This window comes from Stenotrophomonas bentonitica, from assembly GCF_013185915.1.
In the GTDB taxonomy this organism is placed as follows: Bacteria; Pseudomonadota; Gammaproteobacteria; order Xanthomonadales; family Xanthomonadaceae; genus Stenotrophomonas; species Stenotrophomonas bentonitica.
Genome location: NZ_JAAZUH010000001.1, coordinates 1,694,348 through 1,714,477 on the forward strand (window position 1 = coordinate 1,694,348; position 20,130 = coordinate 1,714,477).

A 20,130-nucleotide genomic window follows, 5' to 3' on the forward strand; every position below is an offset into this window, starting at 1 on the left:
ACACGATGGGGGCAGCAGGACGCGGCAGATATCGCCGAATGCCGCACCAGGCGGTAGAGCCACGCCCTGCGTGGCTATCGGGATGTTTGAAGAAAAGCAGCCACGCAGGGCGTGGCTCTACCGGGGTTCGTCGCTGGCAAGAAGGCTGCCTGCGTACAACGCGGCCAGCAACAGCGTCAGGCCGCCCCAGAAGGTGGAATAGAACGCCAGGTGGGTGTTGAGCGGGAATACGGTGACGGCCAGCGCCAGCATGGCCGGGCGCGCGCGCTCGCGGGCGGCGTTCGGTGCGAAACGCCAGGCGCGCCATGCCTGCGCGGCTGCGGCCAGCCATAGCAGCAGGCCCAGCACGCCGGTTTCAGCCAGGATTTCCAGCAGGATCTGGTGCGCGTGCAGGGCCGGGCCGGCGCCCCACACTTCCTGCGCTTCCGGGCGCGGATTGCACTCCGGGTACGCGTCGCGGAAACCGCGGGCGCCTACGCCGTTGATGGGATGCTGTTCGATCATGCAACCCGCCGCCGCCCAGATCTGCGCGCGTCCGGACAACGCCTGGTTGACGCCGTCGCTCTCCCCTTCCCACGCCATCGCGGTGCGCTCCAGGCGATCGCGGACCTGCGACGAGCCCACGCCCAATCCAACCGCCACCACCAGCCCCACCGCCACGCAGGCCAGCAGCGTGCGTGCGCCAAGCAGGCGCCAGCCGGAGAACACCAGCACCAGCGCATAGGTGAGCCACGCCGCGCGCGAACCCGCCAGCACCAGCACCACGCCCAGCGCCGCAGCGGACACCATCCAGCCCCAGCGCCCGAACCGCGCCGCTGCAGCAAACAACAGGAACGGCGACAGACTCGCCAGCACCTGGCCGAACTTCAGGTTGCACGGGCCCAGCACGCCACTCAACCGATCCGCCGCCGCCATTTCCGCCGGCGGGCACAGGCCATGGCCACTGATCGCCCACTTCAACTGATCCATCGACCAGAACAGCGGGCTGGTGCCGAACGCCGCCTGCGCCAGCCCATCCAGCGTCCAGATACCGGTGATCACGGCAATGCCCTTCAAGGTCAGCGCGCGCCGCTCCGACGTGCCCACCGCAATTGCCACCAGCCACATGAACGGCAGGTAGCGCAGCCCGGCAGCGGTCTTGCGCCAGGCCGTGCCGGGGTCGATCGCATCGAAGGCGGAAAACGCCTGCGGCAGCCAGTAGCCCAGGAACAGAATGCTGGTCAGCGCCCACGCCGGGCTGCTGAGCATGCGCTGCTTGCCCTGCAGGCGCAGCTGCACCATGCGCGCGGCGGCATAGATCGCCCCCAGCCCCAGCACGGTTTCGGCAATGCCGGGCAGCGGCAGCAGCGCCACGAAGGCGATCACCCACCACGGCGCCCAGCGGCCCGCGCGGAAGCCCGGCGAACCCGGCGCCTTCAGCGGCTCAGCCAGCGAGGGAGGTATAGAGCTGGAGCGTGTCACGTTGCATCGCCTGCAGGGTGAACGGAATGCGCGAAGGCAGCGCCGGCGCCTGCGCCAGCAACTGCAGCGCGCGCGCCAGCAGAGCGTCGGCGTCGCCCAAGGGTACCGCGCCCGATGGCTGGAGGTGTTGCAGGAGCTCGCCCACCCCGCCGTGGTTCCAGCCCAGTACAGGTCGGCCCACCGACAACGATTCGACCACGGTGCGGCCGAATGCCTCGGGTTTGTCGGACAGCTGCAGCACCAGGTCGCTGGCCGCATACGCTTCTGCGATGCGCGAGGTGGGGGGCGTCATCAGCACGGCGTCGGCGATGACCAGGCTGCGCGCCTGCGCTTCAAGCTCGTCGACGTAGCGTTCGCGCCCCGGCTCACGGGTACCCGGCATCCACAGCTTCGCCGGCACCCCGGCGGCATGCAGCCCAGCCAGCAGCGTCAGCGCGTGGCCATGTCCCTTGAGCCGGGTGCCACGTCCGGGCAGCAACAGCAGCGGCGCATCACCGGCCAGCGCCGGATGCTGCGCGGCCACCGCCAGCCGTGGGCGCCGGTCCTGTCGACCGACGCGCGGAAACTGGGCCACGTCCACGCCACGCGGAATCACCTGCAGGCGCTCGGCCGGCACGCTCGGGTAATGGGTGAGCACGAACTCACGCACGGTGTTGGAGACACAGATCACCCGCTCGCCACTGGTCATCACCGCGCTGTAGCGGCTGGGCGAATTCAGCCCGTGCACGGTGGTGACCCAGTGCGGGCGCGTGGCAGCAGGCAGGTTGCGCACCGCGTACAGCCCCAGCCAGGCCGGCAGCCGCGAGCGGGCATGGACGATGTCCGCACCCGTTTCGGCCAGCAGGTTGCGCAGCGTGCGCACGTGGCGCAGCGTCCACAGCGACTTGCGGCCGATGTCCAGGGTGAGGTGTTCGGCGCCGCTGGCCAACAGCGGTTCCACCAGCCGGCCACCGGCCGACACCACGATCGCGCGGTGCCGGGCCGCGACCAGCGCGGCGGCGATTTCCAGCGTTGAGCGCTCGACCCCGCCGGAGTGCAGCGCCGGCAGCAGCTGCACCACGGTCAATCGGCGCATGTTCAGTGGTGCCTGCTCAGTCGGCCAGCACGAACACCGAACCGCAGTACGGGCACGCGGCTTCGCCGTTGGCCTCGTCTTCGATCGGCAGGTACACGCGCGGGTGCGAGTTCCACAGCGCCATTTCCGGCGTCGGGCAGCTCAGCGGCAGGTCGCTGCGGTGCACGGTGTAACGCTTTTCAGCATTGGCGGGCGCGGTGGCGGTATGGCTCATGGCGTGGACACGAAAGGGATTGCGAGGGCCACGATTCTAGCACCCGGGGGCCACCGCGCGATGCCGCCGGTCCGGCGCCGCGCCGCCGCCCGGAAACCCCGACATGCGATTTTTCCGGGTTTAGATCGAACTAATTTCACTTGCGGAGCCGCGCCGGGTGTTGCAGGATCGGACGCGTTCCGATCAAACACCCGATCGCATGGCCCGTCCCCCGCCGGACCTGCATCGCTTCGACTGCCCTTCCCGGGCGGCCGGCGCGCTGCTGTCTGCCGAGGTCGCCGATGCGGGCTTGCCCTGCCGCCTGTCCCACCCGGGAGATCCCTGCATGACCCTGCCGCACCCCCGTCCTGCCCGCCGCGCCCTGCTTCCGCTCGCGCTTGCCCTGGCCTGCTCGCCCGCCTTCGCACAGGGCCTGCAGACCTCGTTCGAGCCGGGTGAACCGGCCCCGCAGGCCAGCCAGAACGGCGTGCAGGTGAAGATCGGCGCGGGGCCGAAGGCGCCATACGCCGCCAAGTCGGGGGTCGGCTACAGCGGCCTGCATGCCCTGCACTACGCCAGCGCCGGCGGCACCGCCAGCACGAAGCTGTTCGCCACCGACGTGACCGTCGACGCCGACACCACCCTGTCCTGGCTGGTGCTGCCGGAGATCGTCGGCGACGACACCGTGGCCTCCACCTATGTCTCGCTCGACCTGATGCTGGACGACGGCAGCCGCGTTTCGGCCAGCGACGCGCGCGACCTGCACGGCATCGCGCTCGGCGCCATGGCCCAGGGCGACTCGAAGACGCTGTACCCGCAGCAGTGGGCGCACAAGTCGGTGCGCCTGGGCGACGTGCCCGCGCTGCGCGGCCGCCGCGTGGTCGGCGTGGAGCTGGCCCTGGCCAGCGCCGCGAACGCGCCGGTGTCGGGCTGGATCGACGACGTACGCCTGGACAGCCAGCCGCGCACCGCGCCGGCCCGCCCCTCCGACTGGGTGCTCACCACCCGTGGCACCCAGGCCAACGGCACCTTCTCGCGCGGCAACAACTTCCCCGCCACGGCGGTGCCGCACGGTTTCAACTTCTGGACCCCGGTCACCGACGCCGGCGCACTGAACTGGCTGTACCGCTGGAACGAGCAGAACAACGCCGCCAACCGCCCGCAGCTGCAGGCGCTGGCCCTGAGCCACCAGCCCAGCCCGTGGATGGGCGACCGCCAGACCTTCCAGGTGATGCCCTCGGCCAGCCATGGCGTGCCCGAAGCCGACCGCGCCAAGCGCGCACTGGCCTTCGACCGCGACAACGAAAGCGCGCGCCCGTACCGCTACGCGGTGCGCTTCGACAACGGCATCGCGGCGGCGATCGCGCCGACCGACCATGCCGCGCTGTTCCAGTTCGATTTCCCGAAGGACGGCGACGCCAACCTGCTGTTCGACAACGTGGACGCACGCGGCGGGCTGACCCTGGACGCGGCCACGCAGACCCTGTCCGGCTACACCGACGTGCGCAGCGGCCTGTCCAACGGCGCCACCCGCATGTACGTGGTGGCCAGCTTCGACAGGCCCTGGCGCAGCAGCGGCCGCATCGACACCGGCCGCCCGACGGCGTACATCAAGTTCGACCTGGGCAGCGACCGCCGCGTGAACATGCGCATCGCCACCTCGCTCATTTCGGTGGAACAGGCCCGCCACAACCTGGCGCTGGAGCTCTCCAGCGCCGACACCCTGGACAGCGTTGCCGCGCGCGCGCAGGATGCCTGGGACCAGCGCCTGGCCCGCTTCGACATCGGCCAGGCCAGCGACGACCAGAAGACCACGCTGTATTCCAGCCTGTACCGCCTGTACCTGTATCCCAACTCGGGCTTCGAGAACGCCGGCACCGCAGCAGCACCGGACTGGCGTTACGCCAGCCAGGCCAGCGCCGAAGACAACAACACCGACGGCAGCGCGGTGCGCAGCTTCGCGCCGATCCGCGACGGCAAGGTGTACGTCAACAACGGCTTCTGGGACACCTTCCGCACCACCTGGCCGGCCTATGCGCTGTTCACTCCGGACGACGCCGGCGCGCTGGTGCAGGGCTTCCTGGAGCAGTACCGCGCCGGTGGCTGGGTGGCACGCTGGTCCTCGCCGGGCTACGCCGACCTGATGGTGGGCACCAGCTCCGACGTGGCCTTCGCCGATGCCTACCTCAAGGGCATCACCGGCTTCGACCCGGACGAGGCCTACCAGGCCGCGCTGAAAAACGCGACGGTGGTGCCGCCGGACCGCCATGTCGGCCGCAAGGGCATGGACCGCTCCACCTTCCGTGGCTACGCCAGTGCGGACGTGCACGAAGGCATGTCGTGGACGATGGAAGGCGCGCTCAACGACTTCGGCATCGCCAACATGGCCGAGGCGTTGGCCAAGCGTGCCAACAGTGCGGCCGCGCGTGAGCGTTACACCACCGAAGCGGCGTACTTCCGCGCGCGGGCCGGCGTGTACAGCACCGTGTTCGACCCGGCCGCCGGCTTCTTCCAGGGCCGCAACGACGACGGCAGCTGGCGCGTGGATGCGAAAAAGTACGACCCGCGCGTGTGGGGCCACGACTACACCGAATCCAACGGCTGGACGTTCGCCTTCACTGCCGCGCACGACGGTGAAGGCCTGGCCGGCCTGTACGGTGGCCGCGCCAAGCTGGCCGAGAAGCTGGACACGTTCTTCAGCACGCCGGAAACCGCAGACCCGGCCTTCTCCGGTTCCTACGGCGGCACCATCCATGAAATGACCGAAGCGCGCGACGTGCGCATGGGCATGTACGCGCACAGCAACCAGCCCTCGCACCACATTCCGTGGATGTACCTGTACGCGGGACAGCCGTGGAAGACGCAGCAGCATGTGCGCGAGATCCTGTCGCGCCTGTATGTGGGCAGCGAGATTGGCCAGGGTTATCCGGGCGATGAAGACAATGGCGAGACCTCGGCCTGGTACGTGCTCGCCTCGCTGGGCCTGTACCCGCTGCGCATGGGGTCGCCGGAATATGCGATCGGCTCGCCGGCGTTCAAGCACGCCAAGGTCGAGCTGCAGGGCGGCGCGGTGCTGACCGTGAATGCGCCGAACAACTCCGACCGCAACATCTACGTGCAGTCGTTGAAGATCAACGGCCAGCCGTGGACCAAGACGTGGGTGCCGCACGATGTGATCGCCAAGGGCGCGACGCTGGACTTTGAGATGGGGCCGGCGCCGTCCACCTGGGGTACCGGGCCGGATGACGCGCCGCGCTCGCTCACCGCACGCGGTGAGCGCCCGGCGATCCTGCACGACCTGCTGGGCAAGGGCGCGCGGGCGACGGCGGAGAATGGCCGCGAGCTGGCTGCGCTGATCGACGATGACGCGGGTACGGTGGTGCCGATTGGCGGCGCGGGGACCGTGGTGTTCACCGGCGTGGCCGAGGGTGCGCCGACGATGTACACGCTGACCAGTGGCAATTCGCCGATTCGTGGGGCGAAGTGGACGCTGGAGGCGCGCACGGCCGGTGGCAAATGGGTTGCGCTGGACCAGCGTACGGGTGAGAGCTTCGAGTGGTCGCAGCAGACGCGGCCGTTCCGGATTGCCAAGCCCGGTCGTTATGCCGAGTACCGGTTGCGGGTGGAAGGGTCCGGGCGTGCGCAGTTGGCGGAAGTGGAGTTGTTGGCGCCGTGATTCGGTAATCGGTCCCCCGGTAGAGCCACGCACTGCGTGGCTTTGCCGTGGCCTGACCGGAATGCAGCCACGCAGGGCGTGGCTCTACCCGGCCTATCCTCCATGTATCAGAGCGGTGTTCCGGTTGGCGCGGAACTGCCCGGGCGCGTGACGACGCGTTCGTCACTATGGCGCCCGTGGGCTGACCTGGCGTGGTCGGGCCCGGGGTGGCAGGGTCTCAAGGACCACCGCCAAGCCGGGCCGCGTGGGCATATTGGGCCAGTACGAGGTTGCATCCGGGTTACGGTGCGGCTGCGGGAAAGTGGCAGGGTGTGAAACGTAAAAGGGATCGGCGCCAAGGCACCGATCCCTTTGTTTTACAGGCGTCCAGCCAACGGCCGGGGCGACCCGTTACGCCTTTTCCGATTCCAGCTGCTTCCGGATTTGCGCATCCACCGCCGCAATGGCGGTCATGTTCAACACGCGGCGCGAGGTCGCGCTGGTGGTGAGGATGTGCGCCGGCTTGGCCACGCCCATCAGGATCGGGCCGATCGCCACGCCGTCGGTGAACACGCGCACCAGGTTGTAGGCGATGTTGGCCGCTTCCAGATTGGGCAGCACGAACAGGTTGGCGCGGCCCTTCAGCGTGCTGTCCGGCAGCAGCTTCTGGCGCAGCGCTTCGTCCCATGCGGTGTCGCCCTGCATTTCACCGTCCACGTTCAAACGCGGGTTGCGCTTGAGCAGCAGGGTGCGCACGGTACGCATCTTCAGCGCGTCCTTGGAATCGTGGCTGCCGAAGTTGGAGTGCGAAAGCAGCGCCACCTTCGGTTCGATCCCGAACAGCTTCATGCGGTAGGCCGCCTGCAGCGTGGCTTCGCAGATCTGCTCGGCGGTCGGGTCTTCCTGCACGTGGGTGTCCACGAAGAAGAACACGCCCTGCTGGTTGATCACACCGGTCATCGCCGAGGTCGAGGTGACCTTGGACTCCAGCGGCAGCACGCTGCGCACATAGCCCAGCTTCTTGTGGAAGCGGCCGACCACGCCGGTCAGCAGGGCATCGGCTTCGCCGCGCGCCACCATCACCGCCGCGATCAGGGTCGGGCGCGAGCGCATCAGGTTCTTCGCTGCCGCCACGGTGACGCCACGGCGGCCGGTGAGGTTGTGGTAGTACTGCCAGTACTCGTTGAAGCGCGGGTCGTCGTTGATGTTGGTCACATCGAAGTCGGTGCCTGCCTTCATGCGCAGGCCCATGCGCTCGATGCGCGACTCGATCACGTCCGGGCGGCCGATCAGGATCGGGAAGGCCAGGCCTTCGTCGACCACGTTCTGCACCGCGCGCAGCACCACTTCTTCTTCGCCCTCGGCATACACCACGCGCTGCTTGTCGGCGCGCGCACGGTCGTACACCGGCTTCATCATCAGGCTGGTGCGGTACACGAACTGCGCCAGCTTCTCGCGGTAGGCGCCCATGTCGGCGACCGGACGCGTCGCCACGCCCGAGTCCATCGCGGCCTGGGCCACGGCGGCCGACAGCTCCACCAGCAGGCGGCGGTCGAACGGGCGCGGAATCAGGTAATCGCGGCCGAAGCTCGGGGTTTCATCGCCATAGGCCGAACCCAGGTCGCTGGCTTCGCGGCGTGCCATGGCGGCGATCGCGTGCACGCAGGCGATCTTCATTTCTTCGTTGATCGCGGTCGCGCCCACGTCCAGCGCACCACGGAACAGGTACGGGAAGCACAGCACGTTGTTGATCTGGTTCGGGTAGTCCGAACGACCGGTGCCGATCAGCGCGTCCGGGCGCACGCTGCGCGCCAGTTCCGGCATGATTTCCGGGGTCGGGTTGGCCAGCGCGAAGATCACCGGGTCCTTGGCCATGGTCTTGACCATGTCCGCAGTGAGGATGCCCGGGGCCGACAGGCCCAGGAAGATATCGGCGCCGTCGACGATCTCGGCCAGCGTGCGCTTGTCGGTGTCGCGCGCGTAGCGCTTCTTTTCCGGGTCCAGGTCGGCACGGCCGGTGTGGATCACGCCCTCGCGGTCGAAGGCCAGGATGTTCTCCGGCTTCAGCCCCAGCGAAACCAGCATGTTCACGCAGGACACGCCCGCCGCACCCATGCCGGTGGTGGCCAGCTTCACTTCCTCGATCTTCTTGCCGGTGACCACCATGGCGTTCAGCACCGCTGCACCCACGATGATCGCGGTGCCGTGCTGGTCGTCATGGAACACCGGAATGTTCATGCGCTCGCGCAGCTTGCGCTCCACCACGAAGCATTCCGGCGCCTTGATGTCTTCCAGGTTGATGCCGCCGAAGGTCGGCTCCAGCGAGGCAATGATGTCGACCAGCTTGTCCGGGTCGTTTTCATTGATTTCGATGTCGAACACATCGATGCCGGCGAACTTCTGGAACAGCACGCCCTTGCCTTCCATCACCGGCTTGCCGGCCAGCGGGCCGATGTTGCCCAGGCCCAGCACGGCGGTACCGTTGGAAATCACCGCCACCAGGTTGCCGCGCGCGGTGAGCTCGCTGGCCTGCTGAGGGTCGGCCATGATCGCTTCACAGGCGTGTGCCACGCCCGGCGAATAGGCCAACGACAGGTCGCGCTGGGTCAGCATCGGCTTGGTCGCCGTGACCTTGATCTTGCCCGGCGGCGACATGCGGTGATAGTCGAGGGCGGCCTGTTTGAAATCTTCGTTGGACATCGCTTTCTGCAGATGAATGGGCGAGAGGAACAGGGGATCATACCCCCGTTGGCGTAGGCGGACCTGTCGCTACGCTGTCGCGATGGTGCTGCGACCGCACAAAACAGGCCGTTCGCTGGCGTATGTGCTGCCAGCCTGCCGGGTTCCGATGACAGACAACATCATCAGGATACTGCATTGAAAAAAGCCGGGCCCCGCCGCCCGGGAGGACGGCGGGGCCCGGCCACACACACTCGGGGGGAGGGCGTGTAAGGGGTCAACCTCAGCGGGCCGGGGCCGGCAGCGGCGACGGCAGGTCGTCGGTGGCCAGCGGCGGCAGCTCGGCTTCGCGGCCGTCCAGCGCCAGCGCCAGGCGGTCGCGGTCCAGCGCGCCTTCCCAGCGCGAGACCACCACGGTGGCCACCGCATTGCCGATGAAGTTGGTCAGCGAGCGGCATTCGCTCATGAAGCGGTCCACGCCCAGGATCAGCGCCATGCCGGCCACCGGCACCTCCGGCACCACGGCCAGGGTGGCGGCCAGGGTGATGAAGCCCGCGCCGGTCACGCCGGCCGCGCCCTTGGAGCTCAGCATCGCCACCAGCAGCAGCGCGATCTGGTGGCCCAGGGTCAGTTCGGTATTGGTGGCCTGGGCAATGAACAGCGCCGCCAGGGTCATGTAGATGTTGGTGCCGTCCAGGTTGAACGAGTAGCCGGTGGGAACCACCAGGCCCACCACCGACTTGCTGCAGCCGGCCTTTTCCATCTTCTCCATCAGCGACGGCAGCGCCGATTCGGAGGACGAGGTGCCCAGCACCAGCAGCAGCTCGGCCTTCAGGTAACGGGCCAGCTTGAACACCGAGAACCCGCACATGCGGCAGACCACGCCCAGGATCACCGCCACGAACAGGAACGCGGTGAGATAGAACGAACCCACCAGCCAGGCCAGGTTGATCAGCGACCCCACCCCGTATTTGCCGATGGTGAAGGCGATGGCACCGAATGCACCGATCGGCGCGGCCTTCATCAGGATGTGCACCAGGCGGAACACCGGGGCGGTCAGGGCCTCCAGGAAGGTGAGCACCGGGCGGCCGCGCTCACCCACCAAGGCCAGCGAAATACCGAACAGCACCGCCACGAACAGCACCTGCAGGATGTTGCCATCCACGAACGCGCTGACCAGCGTGGCCGGAATGATGTCCATCACGAACCCGGTGAGGGTCAGCTCGTGGGATTTCTCCACGTAGCTGTGCACCGCGGTCTGGTCCAGGTCGGCCGGGTTGATGTTCATGCCGGCGCCGGGCTGCACCACGTGCGCCACCACCATGCCCACGATCAGCGCCAGGGTGGAGAAGAACAGGAAGTAGGCCATCGACTTGGCGAACACCCGGCCCACGGTACGCAGGTGGGTCATGCCGGCGATGCCGGTGACGATGGTCAGGAAGATCACCGGGGCGATGATCATCTTCACCAGTTTGATAAAGCCATCGCCCAGCGGCTTGAGCGATTCGGCGAAGGCCGGCTCGTAATGGCCGAGAATGGCGCCCAGCACGATCGCCACCACCACCTGGAAATACAGCTGGCGATAGAACGGCAACGGCTTGGCTGCCAGGGGGGCAGCGGTGGGAATGTGCATGGGAAACTCCGGCAGTGTCACGGGGATGCCGGCCGCAGGCGGCGGCATCGGGCGTGGTCTTTTTACGCCGGCTGCATCGCCACGCAGATAACCTATTGGTACTAGCCCCCCTGTTCAGCCACCCCCAGTGCCTACACTGCAACGGCACCGCGCCCCCACGGCGGCGGGTGGCCGTGTCGTTCCGGGCCTTGTGGGCCCACAGTTTTCCCGCTCGCGGCCGTTCTTGTACTGCCCCACTTTTTTGAAGCCAGACCCACTCCATGCGCCTGACCCCCCTCTTTGTTGCACTGACCGCCCTTTCCGCCCCACTTGCTGCGTCCGCCGCAGACTGGGACAACTGGCCCACCAAGGTCGCCTTCAGCGACGGCACCGAACTGGCCGCCACCGGCAACATCGCCTACGACCTCAACGACTTCTCCGGCAACAACGCCTTTGAAGACGACGACGCCGTGCGCCGCAAGGAATTCGGCGCCACCCTGAAGAAGAAGGGCGTGTACGACGCCATGGTGTATTACGACTTCCAGTCCGACACCTGGCTGGACGTGTTCTTCCGCTTCGAGAGCAAGGCCCTGTTCGGCAAGGACATCGGCCGCTTCCGCTTCGGTTACATGAAGACCCCGGTCGGCCTGGACGCCAACACCTCCTCGCGCGCCGGCAGCTTCGTTGAAACCGCCCTGCCCGTGCAGGCGTTCTACGCCGGCCGCCGCACCGGTGCCGAATGGGTGCTGGAGCGCCCGGCCTACCTGCTGCAGGCTGGTGCCTACGGCGGCAAGGACCTGCAGGGCGACAACCCCGGTACCACCCAGGCCGTACGCGGCGTGTGGACCCCGGTGAAGGCGCCGGGCGACGTGATCCACCTCGGTCTGGCCTATTCGCAGGAAAACCCGCGCGGTTACCGCGACGGCCGCGACGTGCACCACGAAGCCAGCGCTCGTCTGCGCGCCCGCCCGGAAGCCGGCCTGACCGACATCCGCCTGGTGGATTCGGGCGCGCTGGTTACCGCCGACCAGATCCGCCGCACCGGCCTGGAAGGCATCTGGATCCATGGCCCGCTCTCGGTGCAGGCCGAAGCCCTGCGCACCACCGTGACCCGTGACGGCAAGCCGGACTACACCGGCGACGGCCAGTACGCCATGGCCACCTGGATCGTCACCGGCGAATCGCGCCCGTACAACGCCGGCGCCGTGGCCAACGTGAAGCCCGCCCACAACTACGGCGCGGTGGAACTGCTGGCCCGTTACAGCCGTATCGACCTGGACGACGCCGACGTCTTCGGCGGCCGCCAGCACGACTGGACCGTGGGTGCGAACTGGTACCTGACCAGCCACTTCAAGTTCCAGGCGAACTACGTGTGGGCTGACGCGAGCCGTCGTGGTGTGCGGACGAAGCCGGAAATCTTCGAGCTGCGTGCGCAGGTTCATTTCTGATGTCCCACGGCGGGTGCACGCAACGTGCACCCGCCGGTACACCGTAAACTGACGCCATGTATCGCGTCTCCCGCTACCGCCCGCTGCTTCTGACCCTGCTGGTCATGGTGGGCGGTACGCTGCTGGCCGGCCTTGTTGCCGGCCGCTACGCCCAACAACGCGCCTTGGCCGCGGAAAGCACCCAGGTACGCCGCCAGCTCGACCTGTACGCCCAGACCCTTCAGCAGCGCATCGACCGATTTGGCACCCTGCCGCAGGTGATGGCGCTGGACCCGGACCTGCAGCAGGCGCTGCGCCAGCCGCTGGATGATGCAGAGCGCCATCGCTTCAACCTGAAGCTTCAGCAAGCCAACAACGTAACCCGCGCCTCCACCCTGACCCTGATCGACCGCCATGGCGTAGCGGTGGCCGCCAGCAACTGGGATCAGCCCACCACAAACGTGGGCGAGGACTACAGCTACCGCCCCTACTTCCAGCAGGCCATGGAAAAGGGCAGCGGGCGTTTCTACGGCATCGGCATGACCACCGCGGTGCCGGGCTACTTCCTGTCGCAGGCGATCCACGACAGCGACGGCAGCGTGCTCGGCGTGATCGCGATCAAGATCGAACTGCGTGCGCTGGAACAGGAATGGCTGCAGAGCCCCGACATCGTGATGGCCAGCGATGCGCACGACGTGGTGTTCCTGTCCAACCACGATGACTGGCGCTACCGCCTGCTGCGCCCGCTGGCGCCGGCGGAGCGCCGCGAAATGCTGGCCACCCGCCAGTACGCCGACCGCTCGCTGCAGCCGCTGCGCTCGCGCACGCTCAACCTGCTGGAGGATGGCGGCCGCATGGTGCGGCTGGAGCAACCTTCCCTGCCCCGCCCGGTGCTGTGGCAGACCTATGTACTGATCGACCCGCACTGGAAGCTGCACCTGCTGCACGACGCCGGCGCCAGCGCTGCCGTGGGCCGCAGCACCGCGCTGGCCGCGGGCGGCATCTGGCTGGCGCTGTGCTTCCTTACCTTGTTCGTGCAGCAGCGTCGCCGCCTGGCCTCGCACCGCCAGCGCAGCCGGCTGGAGCTGGAAGCGGTGCTGCAGCAGCACGCACAGGAACTGCGCACCGCGCAGGACGGCATCCTGCAGGCCGCGCAGCAGGCCGACAGCGGCCTGGCCCGCAGCCTCGCCCACCTGCCGCAGGGCGTGGTGGTGATCGACAGCGAACAGCGACTGGTGGCGTGGAATGCGCGCTATCTGGAACTGTTCCGATTCCCGCCGGACCTGATCCAGGTGGGCCGCCCGATTGCCGATGCCTTCCGCTACAACGCACGGCGCGGCCTGCTCGGCCCCGGTCCGATTGAAGAGGCCATCGAGCGCCGCCTGAACCACCTGCGCAGCGGCCGCCCGCATATGCGCGAGAGCGAGAAAGACGACGGCACCGTGCTGGAGATCCGCGGCAACCCGCTGCCGGATGGCGGCTTCGTCACCAGCTACGCCGACATCACCGCCTACAAGAACACCGCACGCGAACTGCGCTCGCTGGCCGACGCGCTGGAACACCGCGTGGCCGAGCGCACCCGCGACCTGGATGAAGCGCGCCGCGAAGCCGAGCGGGCCAACCGCTACAAGAGCCGCTTCGTGGCCTCCGCCGTGCATGACCTGCTGCAGCCGTTGAATGCCGCACGCATGTTCGTATCGGTGCTGCGCGGCAAGTTGAGTGGCGATGCGCGAGAGCTGAGCGAGCATGTGGACGCGGCGCTGGCGGCGCAGGACTCCATCCTCAACAGCCTGCTGGATATCTCGCGGCTCGAGTCGGGCACGCTTCAGACCCACGTGCACGCCTTCGCTCTGTCACCGCTGCTGGAAACGCTGGCGCGCGAGTTCGGCATCGCCGCGCAGAGCCGTGACCTGCAGTTGGACTGGGTGGACACGCGCGCCGTGGTGGTCAGCGATGAAGCGCTGCTGCGGCGCATCCTGCAGAACTTCCTTTCCAACGCGCTGCGCTATACCCCGCGTGGCCGGGTGCTGATCGGCTGCCGACGCATGGGCGACCAGCTGCGCATTGAAGTGCACGACCAGGGCCCGGGCATTCCGGAAAGCCTGCAGGGCGAGATCTTCGAAGAGTTCCGCCGGCTGGACGATGGCGTGGACCAGGAGCGCGGCGCCGGGTTGGGGTTGGCGATTGTGGAGCGCATCGGCCGCCTGCTCGGCCACCGCATCAGCCTGCGATCCACCCTGGGCCAGGGCAGCGTGTTCGCAGTAACCGTTGCGCTCGGCGATGCGGCGGCGATTCCCGTTCCAGTTCCCGCGCCCGTGGCACCCGTGGACGCCGGCGATGACAGCCCGCTGCGCCAGTGCCGGGTATGGAGCATCGACGACGACCCGCGCGTCTGCGCCGCCACCCGCGCCCTGCTGGAGCGCTGGGGCTGCATGGTGGAGCTGGCCGATGGCCCCCAGGCCGCGCTGGAGATCGCCTCCACCTTCAACGTGCCACAGTTGTTGCTGCTGGACGTACGCATGGGCCAGTGGCACGGCCCGGACCTGTACGAGCAGCTGTGCGAACTGTGGCAGGCGCGCCCGCCGGTGATCCTGGTCACCGCCGAGCGCGACGACGCGCTCAAGGCGCATGCATCAGAGAACGGCTGGGGCTTCCTGCCCAAGCCTGTACGCCCGCCGGCGTTGCGGGCGTTGATGACGCAGTTGTTGGTGCGGCACAGAGGGTAAACAAGCGAGCGGCAACCCGCTTTGCCAGGGTTCAATGAAACCAGGGGGAGGAACGATGGAAGCAGCCAAACTGAGACACTGGATGGAGGCAAACAGCGCTCGACTACGTTCGAACGGATATGCCTTGACCTTCAAAGATCATGAACAAGGGCAGACAAGCCTGGACTTGGACTCCACTGAGTTCATGGGCACGATCTCATGCTGGCCCAACGGACCATGCGAAGTTCAATTTCACTCCACCAAAAGCGGAGACGTTCTCTTTCTCATCCCCGAGATCGAGCTCGAGGGAGATCACCTCATCAAAGCTCTTGAGCAACACCGGGTGATCTGACGAGAGACGTAGCCCCGGTAGAGTCGCACCCCAGTCGACTGCACGTAACGGTGATCACCGCGACGAAGGCATGACCCCAAACCGAAACGCGCTTTTCCGCCTCAGGTCATGCCCCACCGACCGCACAACCATCGCCTGCGGTCGATTGGGATGCGACCCTACCGATCACGCCTGCCCATCGGCACCTTTTGCGTGACGCTTCTTCTTCGGAACATGATCCCGATACCGGTACGGCACCGGAATCGGCGTTTCATCCAACGTCAACGTGATCCGCTTCGGCTCCACCTCCACGATCACCTTCCCGCCAACCGGCAGCTCAAACCGCTCCATCCACATGCCACGCAACATCAGGCACGGAATGCGCCCACCGTCGGGCATTGGCACACCGCCAGGATGGTTGAGCGAGCCAATGCGCAGCGTATCCGGCGCATGCATGCCGATACGGGTCTGGGGTTGCTCGGTTGAGGGAACTTCGGAATTCGAACGACGCATTTGCCACCTCCGTGGAAGTCTCCCTCGCCAGAATGGCGAGGGAGTCGGGAGGCTGAAACCGCTCGAAAACACACGGCATGACGTATTCCCGCGAAGGTGTTGTATTCCGCCACCCTCCCGACATGAGACGTCCACACTGTTGTTTTCGAGGAGTGTTCAGGCTCCGAGGCAACACCATGCGCCACGGCGCACGCAAAGTGAAATTGCTTGTTTTGAATGATATTTGGATTTCGATAGGCACGCACTACTGAACGTCGTGATCGGCACGATTTCACCGCTACACCCTCGCACCCCTTTGTTAGTTGCGGGCAAGCCACGCCTGAGTTAATGTCCGGCAAACTGCATGGGGACAGTTACCGGGGATCCGATGAAGACCGCCTTCGCACTGGCTGTGACGTTCGCCGCGCTTACTGCAGTGCGCGCGGAGGCTACAACTATCAACTTATCGGACAGCGTTCAGATCGAGCCGATCACTACTGTCTCTACCCAAGAGCTTTGGAGTACAGCTGCTTCCAAGTCCGTGGAGTCAGGGGTCGTGATTGTAGAGCAGCTCGATATCGACCCCGAGGCGGCCCGCATGCGTGGCGGGTGGCGCTCGTGCACGCTAATTTCAGTTGGCACGAGCGACCTCGGAATCAAGCCTGTCGCGGTGCGAGTCTGGACCCTGCAACCGTGCGATGTCTCGATTTCCGTAGTTCGAGCACCCAATGCGCCAGGCGAAGAGAAGTTCCTCATGCGAATAGACCGGAAACAGAACTTCACGATCCACGTGACTGGCAATCAGAAGGTGACCATCTCAGACGTCGAGCTGGGTTCCATCGACTACTGATTTAAGTGCAATCTTGGCACCTGTGACTCATCTGTGAGCCCTTCCACCGCCGGCACGCTAGCCAGGGCTACCGCTTCATGCTGGCCATCAACCCACAATTCACGTCGAGCGTGGATGCCAAGGAAACTTAAAGTGGAAGCGCGCGACACAATCTCCATCCTTGCAGCCTACAACCTCCTCTACTACGCATTGGCGCGACGGGCTATGAAGCTCTTGGCAAGAGAGGCAGAGGGACCCCATGCGACGTTGAAGACTGGAATGTCGACCTCACTCAAAGTGATGTCAATGATCTTAAATTCAGAGCTGCCGCGCGAGAACCAGTCGAGACAGTTCAAGCTCCTCCTCATGACATCGCGAGTGATGCTTGGTGCCTCGCCCCTGGTGTTCTCAGTGGCTTTCCTGCTCCTTTAGCAGAGGGATCACGAACTACCATGCGCAAAGAATCATGCAAGACAGCCCTTCTTGCGGTGGCCAGCGTCGCAGCAGCTCTGACGCTGTTCATCCTGATCTTCGACAGATATGTCGACTACGACTATCGAGATGCCGAGTGCAAGGCAGGAGCAGTCACGTTGCGCGCCGCCCTGGTGGGCGACCCTCAGTCCGACGATCACAAGGGTCGGACCAGTCCCTACAGAGCGGTTCTTTCGGTGACCAGTCCGGAGAGATACTTCGCACTTCTGGATGTATCACTTTCCTCGAAGCAGTCTGGAGAACGGATCAGTCTTTCCGATGGACAGAGGGTTGCAGACATGGATTTCAAAGAGGACTCCGCGACCCACACCTTCGTGGTGCAGCCGCTCCACATCAGCTACGACGACTACGTGCTGAACGGAGTCCTTCGATCATTACCCCCTTCAGATGAGGTTGACGCCCCATTCTCCTGCCCACTTGTCCGGAATCGGCACAGCGAATGGCGGATGCCCTGGCTCGATGCCCTGATGAGCGTGTGAACTGACCCGTAGAGTTCCCCCGAGGACTGAACAGATGACAGGCGAGGCTGATGGATTCTGCGCGATAGCAATTCTGATGTATGGAGACTCGCTTTCGATGGATGAAGTATCAGCCCTGATTGGGCTGACGCCCACACGCACGCGAATCAAGGGAGACGTACGAACCACTTCCTCAGGCTCGCAAGTAGTGCAGCGCATCGGGTTTTGGGGATACAGGGTTAGAGTAGGAACCGATCAGATCGAATCCACCATCTCGGCGCTGGTCGGCGCGATTGATGCGGACTGCCTCGTTGGCCAATGCGGAATCGAGAAGGCGGAGGTGGACATCTTCGTACCGCTCGATCCTGACCTGCCAAGCGACGGTCCGCGCTTGAGCATGGAGCTGACCTCTGGGCTCATGCGCAGGTTGGCCGCGCTTGGATTCGACGTAATACTTACTTCGTACTGATCAAGGAGCCTCTACACTCATACAGAAGACTTGCAGCCAATGAGCAGGCTATCTTTCGCACTGGCAACAGCGCTCCTCGTTTGCGCCCAGAGCGCGCAGGCGCAACCCTACATCAACTACGCCCCCGACCTGAGCTGGGCGGGTGATGACTTCACCTCGCGGATCACCTTCGTGGTGGACAAAGGCCTTTTCGGCTACGGTCATAGCTACGGCGAGCTTGGACGCTGTAGGGACGGCGATTCGAGCTGCATGACCGTTGATTTCATGGCACTGCGGCCGCTTCCTGTTGGCGCGGAGCCTGGAACCAGCTACAAGGAGGTTCCTTACACCTTCAGGGTTTCACGAACGGTTGATCTTGCGATCCTGGGCCACCAGCTTCGGACGCTCCGCGTCGATGTTACAAAGGACGGGAAAGCCGCCAACGCTTACCTGTTTGACAGGGAGCGAGGCATCGTCGCAATCATGACCGTGAACTTCGGCGTCAAAGGCATTCCGGAATCAATTTATCTGTTGGAGGGCGAGCGCGGAGTCTTCGCAGAGGCTCCAAGATGAGGCGTGCATCCCGGCCATGACGACACACGTCGCGCTACTGTCACTGGAGCTGATCCATGAAAATGCGTAAGGCCGGTATCGTTGTGGGATTCGTTCTCATGCTACTCACCGCTGGCACCGGTTGCAGCGACAGGCCTAGGGCCCGCCAGAACGATGACCCCAAGCTAATTACCTTCTCCTCATGCCCCGGGTTGCCGGGCCCGGCCCTCCCTGTTTCGGTTTCAGCCATCACATCAGACCCATCGTCTCTAGATGGCAGGAAACTCTCCGTTACAGGCTATTTCTGCGCCGGTTTTGAGCTAAGCGGAGTCTTTGGAACCCAAGGCTGCGATGCTCCTGCGCAATCCGGCCTGTGGGTCGAGGGTGTTCCGGTAGATCTCGAGTTCAACGGCGAGAAGGTGGAAATTGTGGGCGCGTTCGGCAGTTCGCGTAGTGGCCATCTCGGCCAGTGGCCGGGCACGCTGTGTGCTCAGAGTATTCGACTGATTGATCCAGAAGCAGCGTTCAAGCGTCTGCAGACTTCAGGTGTACCCGGTAGCTAGACTTGCCTAGGCATACCGCAGGTCCTGATGTAGCTAAGTGAATCGAGGAGGTGGCCCATGTGGTACTGCGCCCACGCAATCTTCCATTATCGGTACGAGGGACAGACCTCGATTACCGTGCATGAGAACGTGTACCTCATTGAGGCTGCCAGCCCCGACGACGCCCTGCTTGAGGCGAAGCGACTCGCTTCAGAGTACGAGCAGGTAGGAGAAGACAGCTGTCTGGAGATTGGCGGCGTCAAGGCTGAGTATCGTTTCTCGGGTATACGCAAGCTCATCGCCGTCCAGCCGGATGGAGACAGCGCGACCGGAAAGGTGTGCTCTGGATCTGAAGTGACCTACTCCGTGTTTGAGGTCGACAGCCTGCAGGATGTTGAGTCGCTTGCTTCAGGCGACAGCACGGCTGTCGTTTACAGAGAGTAGTGATCCAGCGGTCTGGTCATGCAGACGCGCCCCTGCCTTGTCACCGGTTCCGTCTCCTTGCGCGCCGCGATTGGTTGCGGATCGCTTCCACCGGATCTTCATCATCTGCCGGCGATAGATCGAATGGCCTTTTACCAAGGCGGATGACGTTGCGGATTACGCCCAGCCAGGCATCTCCGAACAACAGTGACAGCGCTATCGCCGTATAGACCATGAGAAAGAAGCCCGGGGCCGCGATCATGCCGTCATCGGCGACTTGGCATGTTGAGAGCTGGTTGCCGAGGTGTGCGATTACGACCAGCTCTGTTGACAGCAGGAGGGCTGCTGACACGCGAACCGCAATCACGTTGGCTTTGAACAGCCCTGTTCTCATGAAGTCGAACTTCGAGTAGATCGCCAGGACCAGCAGGGAAAGTAGCCATGGCCAGAGGAAGGCGCCTGGGTATTGTTCCTGGTTGCAGGTCATGGTGAGCATGAGCTCGCCCAGGGCGAACAGGATGTAGGCCGTTCCAGCCAGCAGGGCGGTCCGGAGGCATTTTACGAAGATCTGTTCGCCGGTTAGAGGCATGGGGCTCGTCCTTGAGGGTTGTTGCGGGTGTTGCTTGATCGCAGGCAGAGAAGCCTGTCTTCGGTTTGGATCATGCCCTATCGCGGTGGGGTGCAGGGTCGGCGGTCGACTGGGGTGCGACCCTACCGCGGGTGTTTCGGCGCCAGGAAGGGCGGCGCGCAGTCTGG

16 protein-coding genes are annotated in these 20,130 nt (G+C 65.3%); 9 read left to right on the forward strand and 7 right to left on the reverse strand.

Going from position 1 to position 20,130, the window contains the following annotated elements; all coding sequences use genetic code 11:
- Positions 1-117: 117 nt before the first annotated feature.
- From HGB51_RS07480 to HGB51_RS07490, 3 genes are read right to left on the reverse strand one after another with little or no spacing between them, the layout of a single operon-like run.
- Positions 118-1,443, reverse strand: coding sequence for an O-antigen ligase family protein (locus HGB51_RS07480; protein WP_070209585.1), 1,326 nt, complete (start codon positions 1,441-1,443; stop codon positions 118-120).
- Positions 1,424-2,536: a glycosyltransferase gene (locus tag HGB51_RS07485; protein ID WP_070209582.1), complete on the reverse strand. Its 1,113-nt coding sequence runs from the start codon at positions 2,534-2,536 to the stop codon at positions 1,424-1,426. Before HGB51_RS07485 ends, HGB51_RS07480 begins: the two co-directional genes overlap by 20 nt.
- Before the next feature lie 16 nt (positions 2,537-2,552).
- On the reverse strand, positions 2,553-2,750 hold the full coding sequence (locus tag HGB51_RS07490) for a zinc-finger domain-containing protein (protein WP_070209583.1): 198 nt from the start codon (positions 2,748-2,750) through the stop codon (positions 2,553-2,555).
- A 325-nt stretch (positions 2,751-3,075) separates the two neighbouring features.
- On the opposite strand from HGB51_RS07490, the gene HGB51_RS07495 reads away from it, so the two are divergent.
- Positions 3,076-6,405: a GH92 family glycosyl hydrolase gene (locus HGB51_RS07495; RefSeq protein ID WP_171966822.1), complete on the forward strand. Its 3,330-nt coding sequence runs from the start codon at positions 3,076-3,078 to the stop codon at positions 6,403-6,405.
- A gap of 390 nt (positions 6,406-6,795) precedes the next feature.
- On the opposite strand, the gene HGB51_RS07500 is transcribed toward HGB51_RS07495, so the two are convergent.
- The gene (locus HGB51_RS07500; protein WP_070209372.1) at positions 6,796-9,084 is read right to left on the reverse strand and encodes an NADP-dependent malic enzyme; all 2,289 of its coding nucleotides are present in this window, start codon (positions 9,082-9,084) and stop codon (positions 6,796-6,798) included.
- Positions 9,085-9,346: 262 nt separating this feature from the next.
- Positions 9,347-10,696 (reverse strand): dicarboxylate/amino acid:cation symporter, encoded by a 1,350-nt coding sequence (locus HGB51_RS07505; RefSeq protein ID WP_070209373.1) that lies wholly within the window; start codon positions 10,694-10,696, stop codon positions 9,347-9,349.
- A 260-nt stretch (positions 10,697-10,956) separates the two neighbouring features.
- Here HGB51_RS07505 and HGB51_RS07510 point away from each other — a divergent pair, with 260 nt between their 5' ends.
- Positions 10,957-12,123 carry an OprO/OprP family phosphate-selective porin gene (locus tag HGB51_RS07510; protein ID WP_070209374.1) on the forward strand — a complete coding sequence of 389 codons (1,167 nt, stop codon included), beginning with the start codon at positions 10,957-10,959 and terminating at the stop codon, positions 12,121-12,123.
- A gap of 56 nt (positions 12,124-12,179) precedes the next feature.
- Positions 12,180-14,828, forward strand: a complete 2,649-nt coding sequence (locus HGB51_RS07515) for a hybrid sensor histidine kinase/response regulator (protein ID WP_070209375.1) — start codon at positions 12,180-12,182, stop codon at positions 14,826-14,828.
- A gap of 496 nt (positions 14,829-15,324) precedes the next feature.
- Here HGB51_RS07515 and HGB51_RS07520 read toward each other — a convergent pair whose 3' ends face one another.
- Entirely contained in the window at positions 15,325-15,651 is a 327-nt protein-coding gene (locus HGB51_RS07520) for a SymE family type I addiction module toxin (RefSeq protein ID WP_171966772.1), read from the reverse strand.
- Between the two features lie 367 nt (positions 15,652-16,018).
- Here HGB51_RS07520 and HGB51_RS07525 point away from each other — a divergent pair, with 367 nt between their 5' ends.
- The 6 genes from HGB51_RS07525 to HGB51_RS07550 all read left to right on the forward strand — a co-directional run bounded on the left by HGB51_RS07525 (position 16,019) and on the right by HGB51_RS07550 (position 19,395).
- Positions 16,019-16,480, forward strand: coding sequence for a hypothetical protein (locus HGB51_RS07525; RefSeq protein WP_070209593.1), 462 nt, complete (start codon positions 16,019-16,021; stop codon positions 16,478-16,480).
- Positions 16,481-16,911: 431 nt separating this feature from the next.
- A complete protein-coding gene (locus tag HGB51_RS07530; protein WP_070209591.1) occupies positions 16,912-17,430 on the forward strand; it encodes a hypothetical protein in 519 nt (172 codons plus the stop codon).
- A gap of 34 nt (positions 17,431-17,464) precedes the next feature.
- Positions 17,465-17,878 carry a DUF4279 domain-containing protein gene (locus HGB51_RS07535; RefSeq protein ID WP_084739121.1) on the forward strand — a complete coding sequence of 138 codons (414 nt, stop codon included), beginning with the start codon at positions 17,465-17,467 and terminating at the stop codon, positions 17,876-17,878.
- A gap of 39 nt (positions 17,879-17,917) precedes the next feature.
- Positions 17,918-18,430 (forward strand): hypothetical protein, encoded by a 513-nt coding sequence (locus tag HGB51_RS07540; protein WP_070209589.1) that lies wholly within the window; start codon positions 17,918-17,920, stop codon positions 18,428-18,430.
- Between the two features lie 56 nt (positions 18,431-18,486).
- Positions 18,487-18,972: a hypothetical protein gene (locus tag HGB51_RS07545; RefSeq protein ID WP_141739250.1), complete on the forward strand. Its 486-nt coding sequence runs from the start codon at positions 18,487-18,489 to the stop codon at positions 18,970-18,972.
- A gap of 57 nt (positions 18,973-19,029) precedes the next feature.
- Positions 19,030-19,395, forward strand: a complete 366-nt coding sequence (locus tag HGB51_RS07550) for a DUF4288 domain-containing protein (protein ID WP_070209588.1) — start codon at positions 19,030-19,032, stop codon at positions 19,393-19,395.
- A 40-nt stretch (positions 19,396-19,435) separates the two neighbouring features.
- On the opposite strand, the gene HGB51_RS07555 is transcribed toward HGB51_RS07550, so the two are convergent.
- Positions 19,436-19,963, reverse strand: a complete 528-nt coding sequence (locus tag HGB51_RS07555; RefSeq protein ID WP_070209587.1) for a hypothetical protein — start codon at positions 19,961-19,963, stop codon at positions 19,436-19,438.
- Positions 19,964-20,130 lie beyond the last annotated feature (167 nt).

Excerpts from the sequence above, each read along its gene's own strand:
- HGB51_RS07515 (WP_070209375.1), top strand. The coding sequence starts at position 12,180 with ATGTATCGCGTCTCCCGCTACCGCCCGCTGCTTCTGACCCTGCTGGTC.
- HGB51_RS07555 (WP_070209587.1), bottom strand. The coding sequence starts at position 19,963 with ATGCCTCTAACCGGCGAACAGATCTTCGTAAAATGCCTCCGGACCGCC.
- HGB51_RS07535 (WP_084739121.1), top strand. The coding sequence starts at position 17,465 with ATGACAGGCGAGGCTGATGGATTCTGCGCGATAGCAATTCTGATGTAT.
- HGB51_RS07520 (WP_171966772.1), bottom strand. The coding sequence starts at position 15,651 with ATGCGTCGTTCGAATTCCGAAGTTCCCTCAACCGAGCAACCCCAGACC.
- HGB51_RS07495 (WP_171966822.1), top strand. The coding sequence starts at position 3,076 with ATGACCCTGCCGCACCCCCGTCCTGCCCGCCGCGCCCTGCTTCCGCTC.
- HGB51_RS07510 (WP_070209374.1), top strand. The coding sequence starts at position 10,957 with ATGCGCCTGACCCCCCTCTTTGTTGCACTGACCGCCCTTTCCGCCCCA.
- HGB51_RS07545 (WP_141739250.1), top strand. The coding sequence starts at position 18,487 with ATGAAAATGCGTAAGGCCGGTATCGTTGTGGGATTCGTTCTCATGCTA.
- HGB51_RS07530 (WP_070209591.1), top strand. The coding sequence starts at position 16,912 with ATGCGCAAAGAATCATGCAAGACAGCCCTTCTTGCGGTGGCCAGCGTC.
- HGB51_RS07550 (WP_070209588.1), top strand. The coding sequence starts at position 19,030 with ATGTGGTACTGCGCCCACGCAATCTTCCATTATCGGTACGAGGGACAG.
- HGB51_RS07500 (WP_070209372.1), bottom strand. The coding sequence starts at position 9,084 with ATGTCCAACGAAGATTTCAAACAGGCCGCCCTCGACTATCACCGCATG.
- HGB51_RS07485 (WP_070209582.1), bottom strand. The coding sequence starts at position 2,536 with ATGCGCCGATTGACCGTGGTGCAGCTGCTGCCGGCGCTGCACTCCGGC.
- HGB51_RS07540 (WP_070209589.1), top strand. The coding sequence starts at position 17,918 with ATGAGCAGGCTATCTTTCGCACTGGCAACAGCGCTCCTCGTTTGCGCC.
- HGB51_RS07490 (WP_070209583.1), bottom strand. The coding sequence starts at position 2,750 with ATGAGCCATACCGCCACCGCGCCCGCCAATGCTGAAAAGCGTTACACC.
- HGB51_RS07525 (WP_070209593.1), top strand. The coding sequence starts at position 16,019 with ATGAAGACCGCCTTCGCACTGGCTGTGACGTTCGCCGCGCTTACTGCA.
- HGB51_RS07505 (WP_070209373.1), bottom strand. The coding sequence starts at position 10,696 with ATGCACATTCCCACCGCTGCCCCCCTGGCAGCCAAGCCGTTGCCGTTC.